14 protein-coding genes are annotated in these 15,240 nt (G+C 61.9%); 9 read left to right on the forward strand and 5 right to left on the reverse strand.

The features are described from left to right. The first annotated feature begins 124 nt into the window (after positions 1-124). From BR24_RS00175 to BR24_RS00215, 9 genes are all read left to right on the forward strand, one after another. On the forward strand, positions 125-1,906 hold the full coding sequence (locus tag BR24_RS00175; RefSeq protein WP_496539495.1) for a sensor histidine kinase: 1,782 nt from the start codon (positions 125-127) through the stop codon (positions 1,904-1,906). Continuing rightward, positions 1,903-3,249, forward strand: a complete 1,347-nt coding sequence (locus BR24_RS00180; RefSeq protein ID WP_496539496.1) for a sigma-54-dependent transcriptional regulator — start codon at positions 1,903-1,905, stop codon at positions 3,247-3,249. Before BR24_RS00175 ends, BR24_RS00180 begins: the two co-directional genes overlap by 4 nt. A 328-nt stretch (positions 3,250-3,577) precedes the next feature. Continuing rightward, positions 3,578-4,225 (forward strand): succinate dehydrogenase/fumarate reductase transmembrane subunit, encoded by a 648-nt coding sequence (locus BR24_RS00185; protein WP_496539497.1) that lies wholly within the window; start codon positions 3,578-3,580, stop codon positions 4,223-4,225. Between the two features lie 13 nt (positions 4,226-4,238). Then, positions 4,239-6,119, forward strand: a complete 1,881-nt coding sequence (locus tag BR24_RS00190) for a fumarate reductase flavoprotein subunit (RefSeq protein WP_496539498.1) — start codon at positions 4,239-4,241, stop codon at positions 6,117-6,119. Between the two features lie 24 nt (positions 6,120-6,143). Beyond that, entirely contained in the window at positions 6,144-6,881 is a 738-nt protein-coding gene (locus BR24_RS00195; RefSeq protein WP_496539499.1) for a fumarate reductase iron-sulfur subunit, read from the forward strand. 5 nt (positions 6,882-6,886) lie between these two features. Beyond that, a complete protein-coding gene (locus tag BR24_RS00200) occupies positions 6,887-7,726 on the forward strand; it encodes a fumarate hydratase (protein ID WP_496539500.1) in 840 nt (279 codons plus the stop codon). Further along, positions 7,726-8,283 carry a Fe-S-containing hydro-lyase gene (locus BR24_RS00205; RefSeq protein ID WP_496539501.1) on the forward strand — a complete coding sequence of 186 codons (558 nt, stop codon included), beginning with the start codon at positions 7,726-7,728 and terminating at the stop codon, positions 8,281-8,283. The genes BR24_RS00200 and BR24_RS00205 overlap by 1 nt, the downstream gene beginning before the upstream one ends. Positions 8,284-8,311: 28 nt before the next feature. Then, entirely contained in the window at positions 8,312-9,631 is a 1,320-nt protein-coding gene (locus tag BR24_RS00210) for a malic enzyme-like NAD(P)-binding protein (protein WP_496539502.1), read from the forward strand. Between the two features lie 99 nt (positions 9,632-9,730). Next, the gene (locus BR24_RS00215) at positions 9,731-11,272 is read left to right on the forward strand and encodes an SLC13 family permease (protein ID WP_496539503.1); all 1,542 of its coding nucleotides are present in this window, start codon (positions 9,731-9,733) and stop codon (positions 11,270-11,272) included. Between the two features lie 120 nt (positions 11,273-11,392). On the opposite strand, the gene BR24_RS00220 is transcribed toward BR24_RS00215, so the two are convergent. From BR24_RS00220 to BR24_RS00240, 5 genes are read right to left on the reverse strand one after another with little or no spacing between them, the layout of a single operon-like run. Further along, entirely contained in the window at positions 11,393-12,052 is a 660-nt protein-coding gene (locus BR24_RS00220; RefSeq protein ID WP_496539504.1) for a ferredoxin-like domain-containing protein, read from the reverse strand. Between the two features lie 16 nt (positions 12,053-12,068). Continuing rightward, entirely contained in the window at positions 12,069-12,734 is a 666-nt protein-coding gene (locus tag BR24_RS00225; RefSeq protein WP_496539505.1) for a ferredoxin-like domain-containing protein, read from the reverse strand. 11 nt (positions 12,735-12,745) lie between these two features. Continuing rightward, the gene (locus BR24_RS00230; protein ID WP_496539506.1) at positions 12,746-13,063 is read right to left on the reverse strand and encodes a cupin domain-containing protein; all 318 of its coding nucleotides are present in this window, start codon (positions 13,061-13,063) and stop codon (positions 12,746-12,748) included. Positions 13,064-13,076: 13 nt separating this feature from the next. Continuing rightward, positions 13,077-13,859: an ATP-binding protein gene (locus tag BR24_RS00235; RefSeq protein ID WP_496539507.1), complete on the reverse strand. Its 783-nt coding sequence runs from the start codon at positions 13,857-13,859 to the stop codon at positions 13,077-13,079. A 26-nt stretch (positions 13,860-13,885) separates the two neighbouring features. Then, a complete protein-coding gene (locus BR24_RS00240; RefSeq protein ID WP_496539508.1) occupies positions 13,886-15,199 on the reverse strand; it encodes a 4Fe-4S binding protein in 1,314 nt (437 codons plus the stop codon). Positions 15,200-15,240: the final 41 nt, after the last annotated feature.

Consider the following 15,240-nt stretch of genomic DNA (forward strand, 5'->3'; position numbering starts at 1 on the left):
ACCCGAACGGCTGGCCGGGTATCACAGACCTATCGGCGGATTTTCGCCTACTTCCTCCGAAGGCGGTTCATGACCGGCTCATCCGCCATCCAAGCTCACACGAAAGCCACGAGAGTGAAGCCGCATGAGATACTTCAAGGACAGCAGACGAAAAGCCCTCCCCGGCATCATGGGGTTTCTCTCCATGCTGCTCGTGCCGCTGGTGGTGGCGCTGGTGGTGCAATACGACTACCTGCAGGACCTTGAGCGTGTTTCAGAAGAGCGGCTCGCCCTGTACGAGCGGACACTCAATTCAGCCCTGCAGAAGCACGAATACCTGCCCTACCTGCTCTCGCAGACCGGCATCATCAAGGACCTGCTCGCCGACGGAGGCGACAGGATCCGCATGAACTCCTTCCTCCAGTCCGCCAACGAGCGCGCCGAATCCGAGGCCATCTACATCCTTGACACCGACGGCATCGTCATCGCCGCCAGCAACTGGATGAAAAAGACGAGTTTCATCGGACTGGACCTGAGCTTCAGACCCTACTTCAAGGACGCCATGAACGGAGCGGCGGGCAAGTTCTTCGGGGTCGGCATCATGGCGGGGCGGCCCGGTTTCTACATTTCCCATCCAGTACGCGTGAACGGACGCATCGTAGGCGTCGTAGCCACCAAGATCGTGCTCTCGGCTCTGGAGACACTCTGGCAGGAGGGCGGAGAAACCGTGTTCGTGGCGGATTCCAACGGCGTCATCGTGCTCTCCAGCCGTCCGTCGTGGAAATATCGCACCCTCGCCCCCCTGTCCGAAGAGACGCGCAACAAGATCCACGAGCGATGGCAGTTCCCGGACCCCAAGCTCAAAAGCCTGCGGTCGCAGTCCTCCACGCTACTGGGCTTTCCTGAGACCATCATCGACAAGGAGCGGTTTCTCAAGAACTCCCGCTCCATCCCCGACATGAACTGGGAGATAACCTACCTCATGAACGAGGCCCCTCTCTGGGAGCGTACGCTGGGCATGGCGCTCACCTCATTCATTCTCGTGGGACTGGCTATTCTCACCCGCATGTTCGTCCGGGAGAGAAGCCAGCGGGAGCTGTCTCGGCAACAGGCCCTCGAAGCGGAGAAAATCCGCAGCATGAACAAACAGCTCGCTTTGGAGATCGAGGAACGCAAACGCACGGAGCTTGAACTGCGCGAGGCGCAGGAGGAGCTGGTGCAGGCCGGTAAACTCGCGGCTCTTGGGGAGATGGCCACAGCCGTGGCCCACGAGCTGAATCAGCCCATAGCGGCGTCCAAGACCTACATCGCCAGCTGCCGCCTGATGCTCAACCGCGACAAGCTCGACGAGCTGGAACCGACGCTGAACAAGATTTCAGACCTGTGCGACCGCATGGCGAAAGTCACCGGCCAGCTCAAATCCTTCGTTCGCAAGTCGTCCAACAAGAAGACCAGGTTCGACCTGCGGCGCGCGGTCAACGAATCCCTCACGCTCATGCGCCACCAGTTTCAGGTGGAGAACTGCGAGCTACAGCTGGACATGCCGGAGCACCCCATCTTCATCATGGGCGACCACGTCCGGCTTGAGCAGGTACTGATCAATCTTTTCCGCAACGCACTGGACTCCATGCTGCATACGGCCTCGCCCGTCATCGGCGTGGAAATGGCCCACGAGAACGGGCACGCCACCATCCTCGTGCGGGACAACGGTCCCGGCATCGGCACGGAGATAGGCAAGCGCCTCTTCGAGCCGTTCGTCACCAGCAAGAAGGAAGGCGTGGGCATGGGCCTCGGCCTTTCCATCTCATACAAGATAATCAAGGACATGGGCGGAGACATCCGCGGCAGGAACCGCGACGAGTGCGGCGCAGAGTTTCTGCTGACCCTGCCAGTTGCCGACCACGACACCTCCGGAGCCGAAGCATGATGCAGGTCATTCTCGTTGATGATGAAAAGTCAGTCAGGGACTCGGCCAGACAGTGGCTGGAGCTCTCCGACTTCACCGTGCAGGACTTCGAGGACGCCGGCGAGGCGCTCGGAGCCATTCATCCCGACTACGCCGGCATCATCCTTTCCGACGTCAAGATGCCGGGCATGGACGGCCTGCAGTTCCAGAAGGAAATCGCCAAAATCGACCCGCACATCCCGGTCGTCCTCTTCACCGGACACGGCGACATCGCCATGGCCGTAGAGGCGATTCGCGGCGGCGCGTACGACTTCGTGGAAAAGCCCTTCGACCCGGAACGCATCATCGAAACCATCAAGCGCGCGCTGGAGAAACGTCGGCTCGTACTGGAGAACCGCCAGCTCAAGAAGGCGCTGGAAGAAAACGAAGGACTCGACTCCAGACTGGTGGGCACCTGCAGGCCCATGCGCGAACTCAAGCGGGAGATAAACCACCTCGCCCCGACCATCGCCAATGTGCTGGTCCTCGGCGAAACGGGCACGGGCAAGGAGGTCGTGGCCCGCTCCATCCACGAACTCAGCGACCGCCGCAAACGCCCCTATCTGGCCCTCAACTGCGCCACCATCCCGGTCAACATGGCGGAGAGCGAACTCTTCGGCCACAAACACGGGGCATTCACCGGAGCCCAGAGCAGACGCATCGGCAAGCTGGAGGCAGTGCAGGGCGGCACTCTCTTTCTGGACGAACTGGGCTCCATGCCCTTGGACGTACAAGGGAAGCTCCTGCGGGCACTGGAGTGCCGCGAGATAACTCCGCTCGGCAGCAACACGCCGCGCCCGGTGGAGTTCCGGCTCATCTCCGCCATGAACGAGGATCCGCGCAAGGCCATCGAGGAAGGGCGCCTGCGCGAGGACCTCTACTTTCGGCTCAACACCATGGAGATAACCGTGCCCCCGCTTCGGGAGCGCAAGGAAGACATCCCCCTGCTCTTCTCCTTCTTTCTCGATCGGGCCGCAGACACCTACGGCCGCCCCGCCGACTCCCTGCCGCCGGAAAGCGCCGCCGCCATGATGAGCCACGACTGGCCCGGGAACGTGCGCGAGCTGAAGAGCCTCGCCGAACGCTTCGTGCTCTCCAGCCTGCCGCCCGACCAACGCATCCCGAAACTGCTCTCCGGCACCGTGGTGGACTGCGGCGACTCCTCGGTGTCCCTCAAGGAGCAGATCAACCTCTTTGAACGGCACCTCATCCAGAAGTCACTGGCGCGGCATGACGGCAACATAAAGTGCGTCATGGACGAGCTGCGAATCCCCCGCCGCACCCTCAACGAGAAGATGGCGAAATACGGCCTCTCCCGAACCTGACGTCACATCGGCGGAATTCCGCTCACGCTCTCCGGGCGCATCGGCGATTTTCCGCCGATGCGCTTTTTTATGGCGAGTCAGACCCAGCGCTGACGGGAACAATCGCGTTACGGTCCATGGCACACCTGTTGCTCTGTCGGGATGTTGCGATCCGGTTTTCCGCCAACCTTCTCACCGGAGGATGCCTCAATGCACCAAGGCGACTCTGCCGCCATCTCCCGAAGGGACAAGGGATTGCCAGCCGGAGAATCCCCTTGAGCCCCCTTTTCACACCGCTTCGGAAAACGGCCTTGCCCTCTTCAATTCCACAACCCCACAGGTGAACCCTATGATGAAAGCCAATCCGACATCCGCCGCGGGCACATCCCGTCTGGACGCAGGGCTCGACTGGCTGCAGATGCTCACCGGCGCCGGGCTGATCCTCTTCATGTGGTGCCACATGATATTGGTCTCCTCGGTGGTCATCTCACCCAGTATCATGAACGCCATCGCCCACTTCTTCGAAGCCACCTACATGGCTCAGGTGGGCGGCCCGCTGATCTTCCTTACCTTCCTACTCCATTTCGTCCTCGCCGCCCGAAAGATTCCGTTCCGCGCCGAGAGGCAGGGAGTCATCCTCGGACACGCCAGAATGCTCAAACACCGCGACACGTGGCTCTGGGTCGTTCAGGCCGGAACCGCCATGATCATCCTGATACTCGGCGCCATCCACATGTGGGTGGTGCTCACCGACCTGCCCATCACCGCAGCCAAGTCGGCCGCGCGCATCCAGCAGTTCTGGTGGTTCATCTTCTACATGATCCTTCTGCCCTGCGTGGAGCTGCACGTGAGCATCGGCTTCTACCGCATCGGCGTGAAGTGGGGCTTCGTCAAATCCGAGGACCGCAAGGGATTCAAGAAGTTCGAAAAGACGCTCTTCACCATCTTCATGGTCATCGGCGTCATCACCCTGATCCGTTTCGCAACGTTAGGCTAGCGAGGTTTCTTCAATGCAAACGCACTACTCAGATCTGCTGGTCATCGGCGCCGGACTCGCCGGAGAACGCGTCGCCTGCGAAGCGGCACAGAACGGCTTCAAGGCCACGTGCCTGTCCATAGTCCCGGCACGCCGCTCCCACTCCTCTGCGGCACAGGGCGGCATGCAGGCCGCGCTCGGCAACTGCGCCAAGGGCGACGGCGACTGTCCGGACGTCCACTTCATCGACACGGTCAAGGGCTCCGACTGGGGCTGCGATCAGGAAGTGGCGCGACTCTTCGCCGACACCGCGCCAATCGAAATGCGCCGCCTCGCACACTGGGGCGTCCCGTGGAACCGTGTGGTCCCGGGCAAATCCACCTTCTTCAAGGGCGGCGAAAAATTCGAGAAATACGAAAAGGAAGAGAACGAAGGGCTGATCACGGCCCGCTCCTTCGGCGGCACCGCCAAATGGCGCACCTGCTACACCTCGGACGGCACCGGCCATGCGGTCATGTGCACCATGGACAACCGCTGCGCCGAGCTGGGCATCGACGTCTTTGACAAGAAGGAGGCCGTCTCGCTCATTCATGACGGCGAGACCTGCACCGGCGCCGTGGTTCGCTGTCTGCGCACCGGCGAGCTGGAAGTCTTCCTCGCCAAGGCCACGGCCATCTGCACCGGCGGATTCGGACGCATCTACAAGGCCACCACCAACGCCGTGATCTGCGACGGCGGCGGACACATCATCGCCCACGACACGGGCGTCGTCCCCATCGGCAACCCCGAGGCAATCCAGTTCCACCCCACCGGCATCGTCCCCACGGACATCCTCGTCACCGAGGGCTGTCGCGGCGACGGCGGCACGCTCCTCGACGTGAACGAAGAGCGGTTCATGAACATCTATGAGCCGGACAAGGCCGAGCTGGCCTCCCGCGACGTGGTATCGCGCTGGATGACCCACCACATGCGGCAGGGCAAAGGCGTGAAGAGTCCCTACGGCGAACACCTCTGGCTCGACATCCGGCACCTCGGCAACGAGCACATCTCAACCAAGCTGCGCGAAGTGGACGAGATTTGCCACCACTTCCTCGGCGTGGACCCGAGGCACGAGCTCATCCCGGTCCGTCCCACCCAGCATTACACCATGGCCGGCATCCGTACGGACAAAAACGGTTCGGCTTACGGCCTCAAGGGTCTGTTCTCCGCGGGCGAGGCAGCCTGCTGGGACATGCACGGCTTCAACCGCCTCGGCGGAAACTCGCTGGCCGAAACCGTGGTCGCGGGCGGCATCATCGGTGCCAAGATCGTCGAATTCCTCAAGGGCTACGAAACCACCTTCAATACCCAGACCATCAATCAGGCGGTCACCAAACAGCGCGAACGCATCGACAACCTGATCCGTGGCAAGAACGGCAGACTCAACGTCTATGAAGTGCGCAACGAGATGCAGGATGCGCTCATGAAGGGCTGCTTCGTCTTTCGGAATCAGCAGGGACTGGAAGAATGCGTGGAAACGCTTCAGGGCACCCTCGACAAGGCCAAGCGCGTGGGACTGGTCTCCGACGGCACCGGGCCGAACTACGAGCTCGCCGCCGCGCTCAAGATCAAGGGACAGGTCAGGCTGGCACTGTGCATCGCGCAGGCCGCCCTGCAACGCACCGAATCGCGCGGGTCGCACAACCGCGAGGACTACCCCGAGCGCAACGACAAGGACTGGCTCAACCGCACGCTGGCCTACTGGCCCGAAAACGCGGACATGCCGGAGCTCTCCTACGAGGACACCACCGCCAGATTCGAAATTCCTCCGGGCGACCGGGGCTACGGCGGCGGAACCATCATTCCGGCCGACGAGGAATACGTGCGCGAACGCACCGTGGAAAGTCCCGTGAACGAACTCGGCACGAAGAAGTAACCCGGTTCAAGGAAGGAACGCATCATGGGTAGACAACTCGAATTCGAAATATTCCGATTCAATCCGCAGAAGCAGGGCGACGTGCCGCGCATGCAGACGTACGTCCTTGAGGAAACCACCAACATGACCCTGTTCATCGCCCTGAACAGGCTGCGCGAAGAGCAGGACCCGAGCCTCGTCTTCGACTTCTGCTGCCGCGCGGGAATCTGCGGGGCGTGCGCCATGGTCATCAACGGCCGCCCCGGGCTGGCCTGTCAGACAAAGACCAAGGATCAGCCCGGCAAGATCACCCTGCATCCGCTTCCGGTGTTCAGGCTCGTGGGCGACCTGGCCGTGGATACCGGCGTCTGGTTCCGGGAAATGTACGACAAGACCGAGTCGTGGATTCACACGAACCGCACCTTCGATCCCGCAGCGCAGGAAGAGCGCATGGACAATGCCGTGGCGGAACAGATCTACGAGCTGGAGCGCTGCATCGAGTGCGGCTGCTGCGTGTCCGCCTGCGGTACCGCACGCCTGCGCGACGACTTCATGGGAGCCGCCTCCCTGAACCGCATCGCCCGGTTCGTGGTGGACCCGCGCGACCAGCGCACCGACAGCGACTACTTCGAGATCATCGGCAACGACAACGGCATCTTCGGCTGCATGGGCCTGCTGGCCTGCGAGGACGTGTGCCCCAAGGGACTGCCGCTTCAGAACCAGCTCGGCTTCCTGCGCCGCAAGATGGGCATCACCGCAATCAAGGAAATATTCAGGAAGTAGACGCCATGCGAATCATCCATACCAACGACATAGTGGACGCCGTCGCAAGGATGTGCGTCAAGGCCAACACGGAATTGCCGGACGACGTCCGCAACAGGCTCTCACAGGCCATGGAAGAGGAAACCAGCCCCTCGGCCAAGGAGGTGCTTCGCCAGCTTCTGGAGAACGCCGACCTCGCCGCTGAGACCAAATTGCCCCTGTGTCAGGACACCGGGCTCGCCGTCTTCTTCGTGGAAGTGGGCGATGAAGCCCGCGTGGAAGGCGGAAACCTTCGCGACGCCATCAACGAAGGCGCACGCAAGGGCTATCAGGAAGGCTACCTGCGCAAATCCGCATGTGACCCTTTCAGCCGCGCCAACACCGGCGACGGCACCCCGGCAATCATCCACTTCGATTTCGTCCCCGGAGACAAACTCAGGATCGTTTTCATGGCCAAGGGCGGCGGCAGCGAGAACATGAGCCGCGTGACCATGCTGGCCCCGGCGCAGGGCTGGGAAGGCATCAAGCAGTTCGTGATCGAACGAGTGGCCGAGGCCGGGCCGAACCCCTGTCCGCCCACGGTGCTGGGCATCGGCATTGGCGGCACCTTCGACCACGCTGCCAAGATCGCCAAGAAATCCCTGATGCGTCGCCTCGACGATACGCATCCCGACCCGGAGATAGCGGCGAAGGAGAAGGAACTGGAAGAGGCCGTGAACAAGCTGGGCATCGGCCCCATGGGACTTGGTGGAAAAACCACCGTGCTGGGTGTCAAGATGACCGTTGAACCGTGCCATCTGGCGAGCCTGCCGCTGGCCGTCAATGTCCAGTGCCACTCCCAGCGGCACGAGGAGGTTGTTCTGTAATGGCGGAATACAAGCTGAACACCCCGCTGACCGATGCAGACATCGCCCCGCTCAAGGCCGGAGACGTGGTCTTTCTCACCGGCACCATCTACTCCGCCCGCGACGCGGCGCACAAGAAGCTCGTGGAGCTGCTGGATCAGGGCGAAGACCTGCCCTTCGATCTGCAGGGCGCGGCCATCTACTACGTCGGTCCGAGTCCGGCGCCTCCGGGGCGTCCCATCGGCGCCGCCGGGCCCACCACCAGCTACCGCATGGACTCGTACGCGCCCCGCCTTCACAGGCTCGGCCTCAAGGCCACCATCGGCAAGGGCAAGCGCAACGAAGCCACCAGAAAAGCCCTTCAGGACCACACCGCCGTCTACTTCGGAGCCACCGGCGGCGCGGGCGCCCTGCTCTCCAACTCCATCAAGGCGTCCGAAGTCATCGCTTTCGAGGAACTGGGACCCGAAGCGATCCGCAAGATGACCGTGGAGGACTTCCCCCTGCTGGTCATCAACGACTCCCACGGGCAGGAACTGTACGCCGTGCCTGACCGCAAGGCCGCAGGCATCGAATAACGCATCGAAATCACGAGGAGATATCACAATGGCACTGTTCACCAGACAGGAAGCGCTCGACTACCACTCCATGGGCAGAAAGGGAAAGGTCGAGGTCGTGCCGGTCAAACCGTGCGTGACCCAGAAACACCTTTCCATGGCCTACAGCCCGGGCGTGGCCGAGGCCTGCAAGGAGATCGCGGCCGATCCCGAGAAGTCCTTCGAGTATACCGCGCGGGGCAATCTTGTGGCGGTCGTCTCCAACGGCACCGCCGTGCTCGGCCTCGGCAACATCGGCGCCGCCGCAGGAAAGCCGGTGATGGAGGGCAAGGGCGTACTGTTCAAGGTCTTTGCGGACGTGGACGTTTACGACATCAACCTTGCCGTCACCGACCCGGACCAGCTCATCGAAATCGTCAAGGCCATGGAGCCGACTTTCGGCGGCATCAACCTTGAAGACATCAAGGCACCGGAATGCTTCTACATCGAGGAAAAGCTCAAGAAGGAAATGAACATCCCGGTGTTCCATGACGATCAGCACGGCACCGCCATTGTCACGGCGGCGGGCATGATGAATGCGCTGGAGATCTCCGGCAAGAAGGCCGAGGACCTGCGCGTGGTCGTCTCCGGAGCCGGAGCATCGGCAATAGCATGCACCAACCTCTACAAGAGCATGGGCGTGCACCCCGAGAACATAGCCATGTTCGACTCGCGCGGCCACATCAACAAAAGCCGCTCTGACCTGAACGAAACCAAGCAGGCTTATGCCACCGAAAAGGAATACGGCTCACTGGCCGAGGCCATGCAGGGCGCAGACTGCTTCCTCGGACTCTCGGTGGCGGGCATGGTCTCCAAGGACATGGTCAAATCCATGGCCGACAATCCGATCATCTTTGCCTGCGCCAACCCGGACCCGGAAATCACCTACACCGATGCCAAGGAAGCCCGCCCGGACGCCATCATGGGCACCGGACGCTCGGACTTCCCCAATCAGGTCAACAACGTGTTGGGCTTCCCCTTCATCTTCCGCGGCGCGCTGGACGTGGGCGCCACGGCCATCAACGAAGAGATGAAGCTCGCCGCGGCCAAGGCGCTGGCGGATCTGGCCAAGCAGCCCGCCCCGGAATACGTGTGCAAGGCCTTCGGGGTGGACAGCCTCGAATTCGGCATCGACTACATCATCCCCAAAGCTCTTGATCTGCGCCTGATCGAATACGTTTCCGTGGCGGTCGCCAAGGCGGCGATGGAAACAGGTGTGGCGCGCAGGAGCATCGACCCGGAAGCATACGCAAGCGAACTGCGCCACCGCATAGCCGATTCCACGGCGCGGGTGAGCAGCTACGTTGAGTCGTACAATCTGGGCATTTAGCATCCCGGGGGCGGAATGTGAGGAGTTCCGCCCCTTCGACCGGCACGGGCATGCTTCCATCAATCGCGGTCCGCCGCAGCAACCCAAGGAGAGGAATCCATGAGCGCACAAGCAGGAGACAGCGGAAACGGCAGAAAAGTCGGCTTTTTCCTCGGTCCCATCGTTTTCATCCTGATGCTTCTCATCCCGGCCCCTGAGGGAATGAAAGTCGAAGCATGGCGAGTGGCAGCCGTCACCGCCCTTATGGCCATCTGGTGGATCACCGAAGCCATCCCCATCCCCGCAACGTCATTGCTGCCCATCGCCCTTTTCCCGCTTCTCGGCGTTATGAAATCCAACGCGGCCACCGCTCCATACGCAAACCATCTCATCTACCTCTTCATGGGCGGCTTCTTTCTTGCCGTGACCATGGAACGCTGGAACCTGCACAGGCGCGTGGCCATCCACACCATCCGCACGGTGGGGACGAGTCCGGGCAGAATGATCCTCGGGTTCATGATCGCCACTGGCTTTCTGTCCATGTGGGTCTCCAACACGGCAACGACCATGATGATGGTCCCCATCGGCCTCGCAGTGGTTCAGCAGGCCACCGGGTTCGACTCCAAGGACATCCGCGCCTGCGTCAGCAACGCCGGTCCCGAGTCCAACTTCGGTAAATGCCTGATGCTCGGCATCGCCTACGCTGCCTCCATGGGCGGCGTGGCCACCATCATCGGCACCCCTCCGAACACGGTCATGGTCGGGATGGTGGAAAAGATGTTCGGCGTGCAGATCGGCTTCGGCCAGTGGATGCTCTTCGGCGTTCCCCTCGCCGTGATCATGGTCGCCCTGTCCTGGATCCTGCTCACAAAGCTGCTCTTCCCCATGGGCAAGATGGAGCTGGCCGGCGGAAAGCAGATCATCGAGGAAGAGCTGCGCAAGCTCGGCCCCATGGCATCGGAAGAAAAGAAAATCGTCATCGTGGGCTGCTTCGTGGCGGCCTTCTGGCTCTCCCGCGGCTTCCTGAAGAAAATGCCCTTCGTCCTCGATATGATGCCCAACTTCGGATACATCCACGATGCAACCATCGGTATCCTCGGTGCGCTGGTGCTCTTCGCCATCCCCTCAAACTTCAAGAAGGGCGAGTTCCTGCTTGACTGGAAGACCGCGGTCAAGATTCCCTGGGATGTCATCCTGCTCTTCGGCGGCGGTCTCGCCATCGCCAACGGCTTCGCCAAGACCGGACTGGCGAACTACATCGCCGCACAGCTTGGCGGGCTCGAAGGCGCGAGCATCCTCGTCTTTGTGGCCACCGTGGTGCTGATTACCATCTTCCTGACGGAGATCACCTCCAACACCGCCACCGCCACCCTGCTTGTCCCCATCATGGGCAGCGCGGCCATCGCAATGCACATCCATCCGTTCGCGACCATCATCGGGGCTTGCGTGGCGGCGTCCTTCGCCTTCATGCTCCCGGTGGCGACGCCGCCCAACGCGGTCGTCTTCGGCAGCGGATGCATATCCATCAAGCAAATGGCCAAGACAGGCATATGGCTCAACATCCTCGGCACGATCCTTATCACGGCCTTCGTGGTCTACATCCTGCCCGCAGTGTGGGGCGTTGACCTCGCCACCCTGCCTGAGTGGGCGCCTGCCCCGTAACCCGCGCCACTCTCCGGGCGGCCCCGGCGGCCGCCCGCAGCAAACAAAAAGGGCTCCTCAAGAGGAGCCCTTTTTCAGTGCAAAAGATCATCCCCTTTCCGGAGATGACAGGTGTTCCGTCTAGCTGCGCAGTACCTGCCTGACGACTTCGTCGATGCCAACCTTTTCCACGAAACGGGCGGCGCGCTGGCGCTTGCCGGAATTGTCACGGTAGAAATCGATGAAACGAGTCAAGACTTCGCGGGCTTCGCCACGGCTCAGGTCTTCGGCAAGGACGTCGCCGATGCGCGGCCTGCCGGAAGCGTTGCCGCCGACAACCACGGTCCAGCCCTTCTTCTTGCCGATGAGGCCCACGTCGCGAACGTAAGACTCGGCACAGCACATGGGACAGCCGGAAATGCCGATCTTCAGTTTGGCGGGCATCTCGTAACCCACGAAATGGTCTTCAAGCTCAAGGCCGAAGCCGAGAGAATCGCGCTGACCGAGGCTGCAAACCTCGGTGCCCGGACAGGCTTGAACATAGTGAACGCAAAGTCCGACCGCCGGACCGATTTCCATCTTGAGGTCTTCCCAGACCTTGTCCACGTTCTCCTGCTCGAGTCCAACCATGGCGATGCGCTGGCCCGAGGTGATCTTCATGATGGGAACGTCGTATTTTCTGGCCGCCCGCGCGATCGCTTCGAGGGAGTCGGGGGTCACGAGTCCCACCGGCGTGCGCGGGACGATGGCGTATGTTTTCTTGTCACGTTGAAGGATGGCGCCTTTGGGCGTGGCGGACATGCTTTACTCCTTGGGGTCACTCAGGCTCGGGGTTCTGCGCCGCCTGCCGGACGGCTTCCATGCCGACCCTTTCCGCAAAGCCTGCGGCGCGCTCCCCTTTCTTGGCGTTTCCCGCAAAAAAATCAAGCGTTCGCTTCACATATTTCAATACATCTCCGGCGCAAAGGTGTTTTGCCACAATTTCACCCGGTCGCGCCTTGCGCCCTGCGGCACCGCCGAAAAGCAGCGTCCAGCCTTTCGCATCACCGAGAAGCCCGATGTCGCGCACCCAGCTCTGTCCGCACCCGCGTGGGCAGCCGGACACCCCGAACTTCGGCCGCACCGGGATGCCGGCCATCCCTTCGAGCATGTCCTCTAGGGCTGATGCCATGGTGCGAGTGTCCTGCAGGCCGCGCGAACACTGGCCCTTGCCGAGGCAAAGCGTCATCATGAACGGGCATCTTCCGTCGAGCGGCCCCACAGCCTCGGCCACCGCGTCCACGGATTCCGGCGGAATCCCGTGGATTTCGATCCGCTGGGCACCAGTGGCACGCACGCCCGGAAGACCGTGATCACGCACCACTTTCGCGACTCGCATGAGCGACTCGGCGTCCATGAATCCCTGCGGCATTGCCGGGCGGAGAGCGCAGAGCCCGTCCGCCCGGCAGGAAGCCGCTCCGAAGGTGTCATGAACCGTTTTCATGGCCTTTGAACCTAGATCGGGGGCGCGATGTGGACCAGCAGGCGGGTGCGGCTCTCGGCGCGAAATCCGTGCGGATCCGCGATTTCGCTCACCAGCACGTCACCGGGCTTGGCCGGGATTTCCGCGCCGTCGGCACCGAGGAACTGGCCGCCGCCCTCAAGCACGGTGATGGTCAGCTCGCCTTCGATGTCGTGACTGTGCACGGGCAGCTCCTGCCCCGGTTCGAAGTTGAAGTTGATGACCTTCACGTACGCGCAGTCGTGCACGAGCATGTTGCTGAAAGTCTTTTCCTTGAATCCGTTTTCGGCGATGAGGTCGATCTTGCGCATGGTTATTGCCTCCTTACGCTTCGATGGTTTCGGTGTTGATGACGCGGCCGTCCAGCGAGACGGTCAGCTTTGTCACGGGGACCCGCCTTCCCGCCATCTCGAAAGCCTTGTCCAGAATGACGCTCATGGTGGAGCAACAGGGAACCTCCATCTCCATCACCGTGATGGAGTTCAGGTTCGCGGTGTTCACCATGTCCGCCAGCTTGTTGGCATATTCCATCTGGTTGTCGAACTTGGGGCATCCCATCAACACGACCTTGCCCGCCACGTAGTCCGAGTGGTAATCGGGCAGCGCAACGGGTACGCAGTCCGCGGTCAGCAGCACATCGGCGTTCTGCAGAAACGGCGCGGTCGGCGGGACAAGGCGCAGTTGCACGGGCCAGTGGGACAGGCTGGAGCCCTCGGCGGTCTTCTGTTCCTTGGGCTGATTGGCCTGACCGCAGGGCGTCATCTTGCGCAGCTGGGAACCGGGACAACCGCCGCCCATGGGTCGCACGGGGGTGCCGCGCACTTCCTCGGTGGTGGGCAGGTGATCCGGGATATCGCGTCCCTGCTTCTTGAGGTGCTCCTTCACGGCTTCCGGTTCAAAGTCCTCGGCCGGACGCTCTTCGATGGTAAGCGCACCCTGCGGGCATTCGCCGATGCACGCGCCGAGGCCGTCGCAGAAGTTTTCCTTCACGAGCCGCGCCTTGCCGTCGATTATCTGCAGGGCGCCCTCGTCACAGCCGGTGACGCACAGGCCGCAGCCGTCGCACTTCTCTTCGTCGATGCGGATTATCTTTCTATTGGTAATCATATCGTCCTCCTGATTCTTGCTTATTGCTATATTCTTGCAACGCCGAGGAATACGGCGTGCAGGCCGACAACCATGACCACAAACGCTGCGCGCGCTGTCTCGGCGGTCAGGCCGGGAAATGCATATCCGAGCTGCCCGTGACGGCAGGCTCCCACGCAGTCACCGCAGAGCGTACAGCTCAGGGACGGTCTGCCTTCCTGCAGGGCCCGGGCATCCAGAGCAGAGTACCGGCAACGGCTGAAGCAGACGTTGCAGCCGGTGCAATCCTTGCCGATGCGGATGCGCCACGGGGAAATTTTTCCAAACACATTTGCCACCACACCCATGGGGCAAAACGTCGTGCAGTGTACCATGGTTCCCATACGTCGAGAGACCGTCGCCATGATAATCACGCCCACCATGCCGAAGAGCGCCGCGCTCCATGCCGCCGTCACCCAGGAGACTCCGGCAAGACGCATGGCGTATGCCGCTGCAACGACCACCACGAGGGACGCGACGCGGGTCAGCAGGACGGTCCGCCGCCCCAGATTGGCCGGACGTCGCGATCCCGTGCGGGAAGCGGCGTCATCCCACGCGCCGATGTAGCAGAGATGACTGCACCATGCAGGGCCGACAAGGATAAGAGTCGCGCCGAACAGGATCGGCATGAAAAATCCTTCACCACGGAAGATCGGCCCGGCAGCGATCAGCGCGGGGACAGGCAGATGCAGTTCGCCAGTCATGAGCATACGGTCCGCGCCAAGCAGCCCCATGAGCAGTTGCAGGAAGAAGACTGCCGAAAATCCGGCCCAGATGCGCCTGCGGACGATCGGCTGCTTTGTGCGGTCCAGCATCATGTTAACGATCCACTGGGCATAGACGGCGAGGAGGATGATCTCCAGCCAGCCCCAGCCCGGAGCAAAGCGGTCAAGCAACAGTACGGGGAAAGACACCTTGGCGCTCGCGATGCCGAGTCCGATGCAGGTCAGCACAAATACGGTTCCGCGAGCCTGTGCGTTTTCCGTGGCCTTGCGATACCAACGTCCGTTCGCGGGGGCGATGTTCAGCAGCACGGCGGCCAGCGTTACCAGCATCACCGCACCCATTATTACCACCAGTCGCTCCCAATCTACTCCCATGAGGATGCGCATGCGGACGAAACCGTAAGTAGCGTCGGCCCATGTCCAGGCACCCCAGAAGAGCGCGAAGAGCACCGGCAAACGCACCCATGCACGGCGGGCGAGGAACAGCGCCGCCAGAGTCAGCATTGCGGCGGTCAACCCCGGTTCGCCGAAGCGAAGGTGATGCGCGCCGAGCAGAACCAGCGACAGGGATGTCAGTATGGCGATAAGGATATTCATGTGTCTCTCCACGGCCCCACAATGGACAAATCAGGGGCATC

The organism is Pseudodesulfovibrio halophilus DSM 5663 (genome assembly GCF_059568665.1).

Coding starts and splice junctions, on each gene's coding strand:
- BR24_RS00200 (WP_496539500.1), top strand. CDS start 6,887: ATGCGAATCATCCATACCAACGACATAGTGGACGCCGTCGCAAGGATG.
- BR24_RS00210 (WP_496539502.1), top strand. CDS start 8,312: ATGGCACTGTTCACCAGACAGGAAGCGCTCGACTACCACTCCATGGGC.
- BR24_RS00230 (WP_496539506.1), bottom strand. CDS start 13,063: ATGCGCAAGATCGACCTCATCGCCGAAAACGGATTCAAGGAAAAGACT.
- BR24_RS00190 (WP_496539498.1), top strand. CDS start 4,239: ATGCAAACGCACTACTCAGATCTGCTGGTCATCGGCGCCGGACTCGCC.
- BR24_RS00180 (WP_496539496.1), top strand. CDS start 1,903: ATGATGCAGGTCATTCTCGTTGATGATGAAAAGTCAGTCAGGGACTCG.
- BR24_RS00240 (WP_496539508.1), bottom strand. CDS start 15,199: ATGAATATCCTTATCGCCATACTGACATCCCTGTCGCTGGTTCTGCTC.
- BR24_RS00195 (WP_496539499.1), top strand. CDS start 6,144: ATGGGTAGACAACTCGAATTCGAAATATTCCGATTCAATCCGCAGAAG.
- BR24_RS00220 (WP_496539504.1), bottom strand. CDS start 12,052: ATGTCCGCCACGCCCAAAGGCGCCATCCTTCAACGTGACAAGAAAACA.
- BR24_RS00175 (WP_496539495.1), top strand. CDS start 125: ATGAGATACTTCAAGGACAGCAGACGAAAAGCCCTCCCCGGCATCATG.
- BR24_RS00185 (WP_496539497.1), top strand. CDS start 3,578: ATGATGAAAGCCAATCCGACATCCGCCGCGGGCACATCCCGTCTGGAC.
- BR24_RS00205 (WP_496539501.1), top strand. CDS start 7,726: ATGGCGGAATACAAGCTGAACACCCCGCTGACCGATGCAGACATCGCC.
- BR24_RS00215 (WP_496539503.1), top strand. CDS start 9,731: ATGAGCGCACAAGCAGGAGACAGCGGAAACGGCAGAAAAGTCGGCTTT.
- BR24_RS00235 (WP_496539507.1), bottom strand. CDS start 13,859: ATGATTACCAATAGAAAGATAATCCGCATCGACGAAGAGAAGTGCGAC.
- BR24_RS00225 (WP_496539505.1), bottom strand. CDS start 12,734: ATGAAAACGGTTCATGACACCTTCGGAGCGGCTTCCTGCCGGGCGGAC.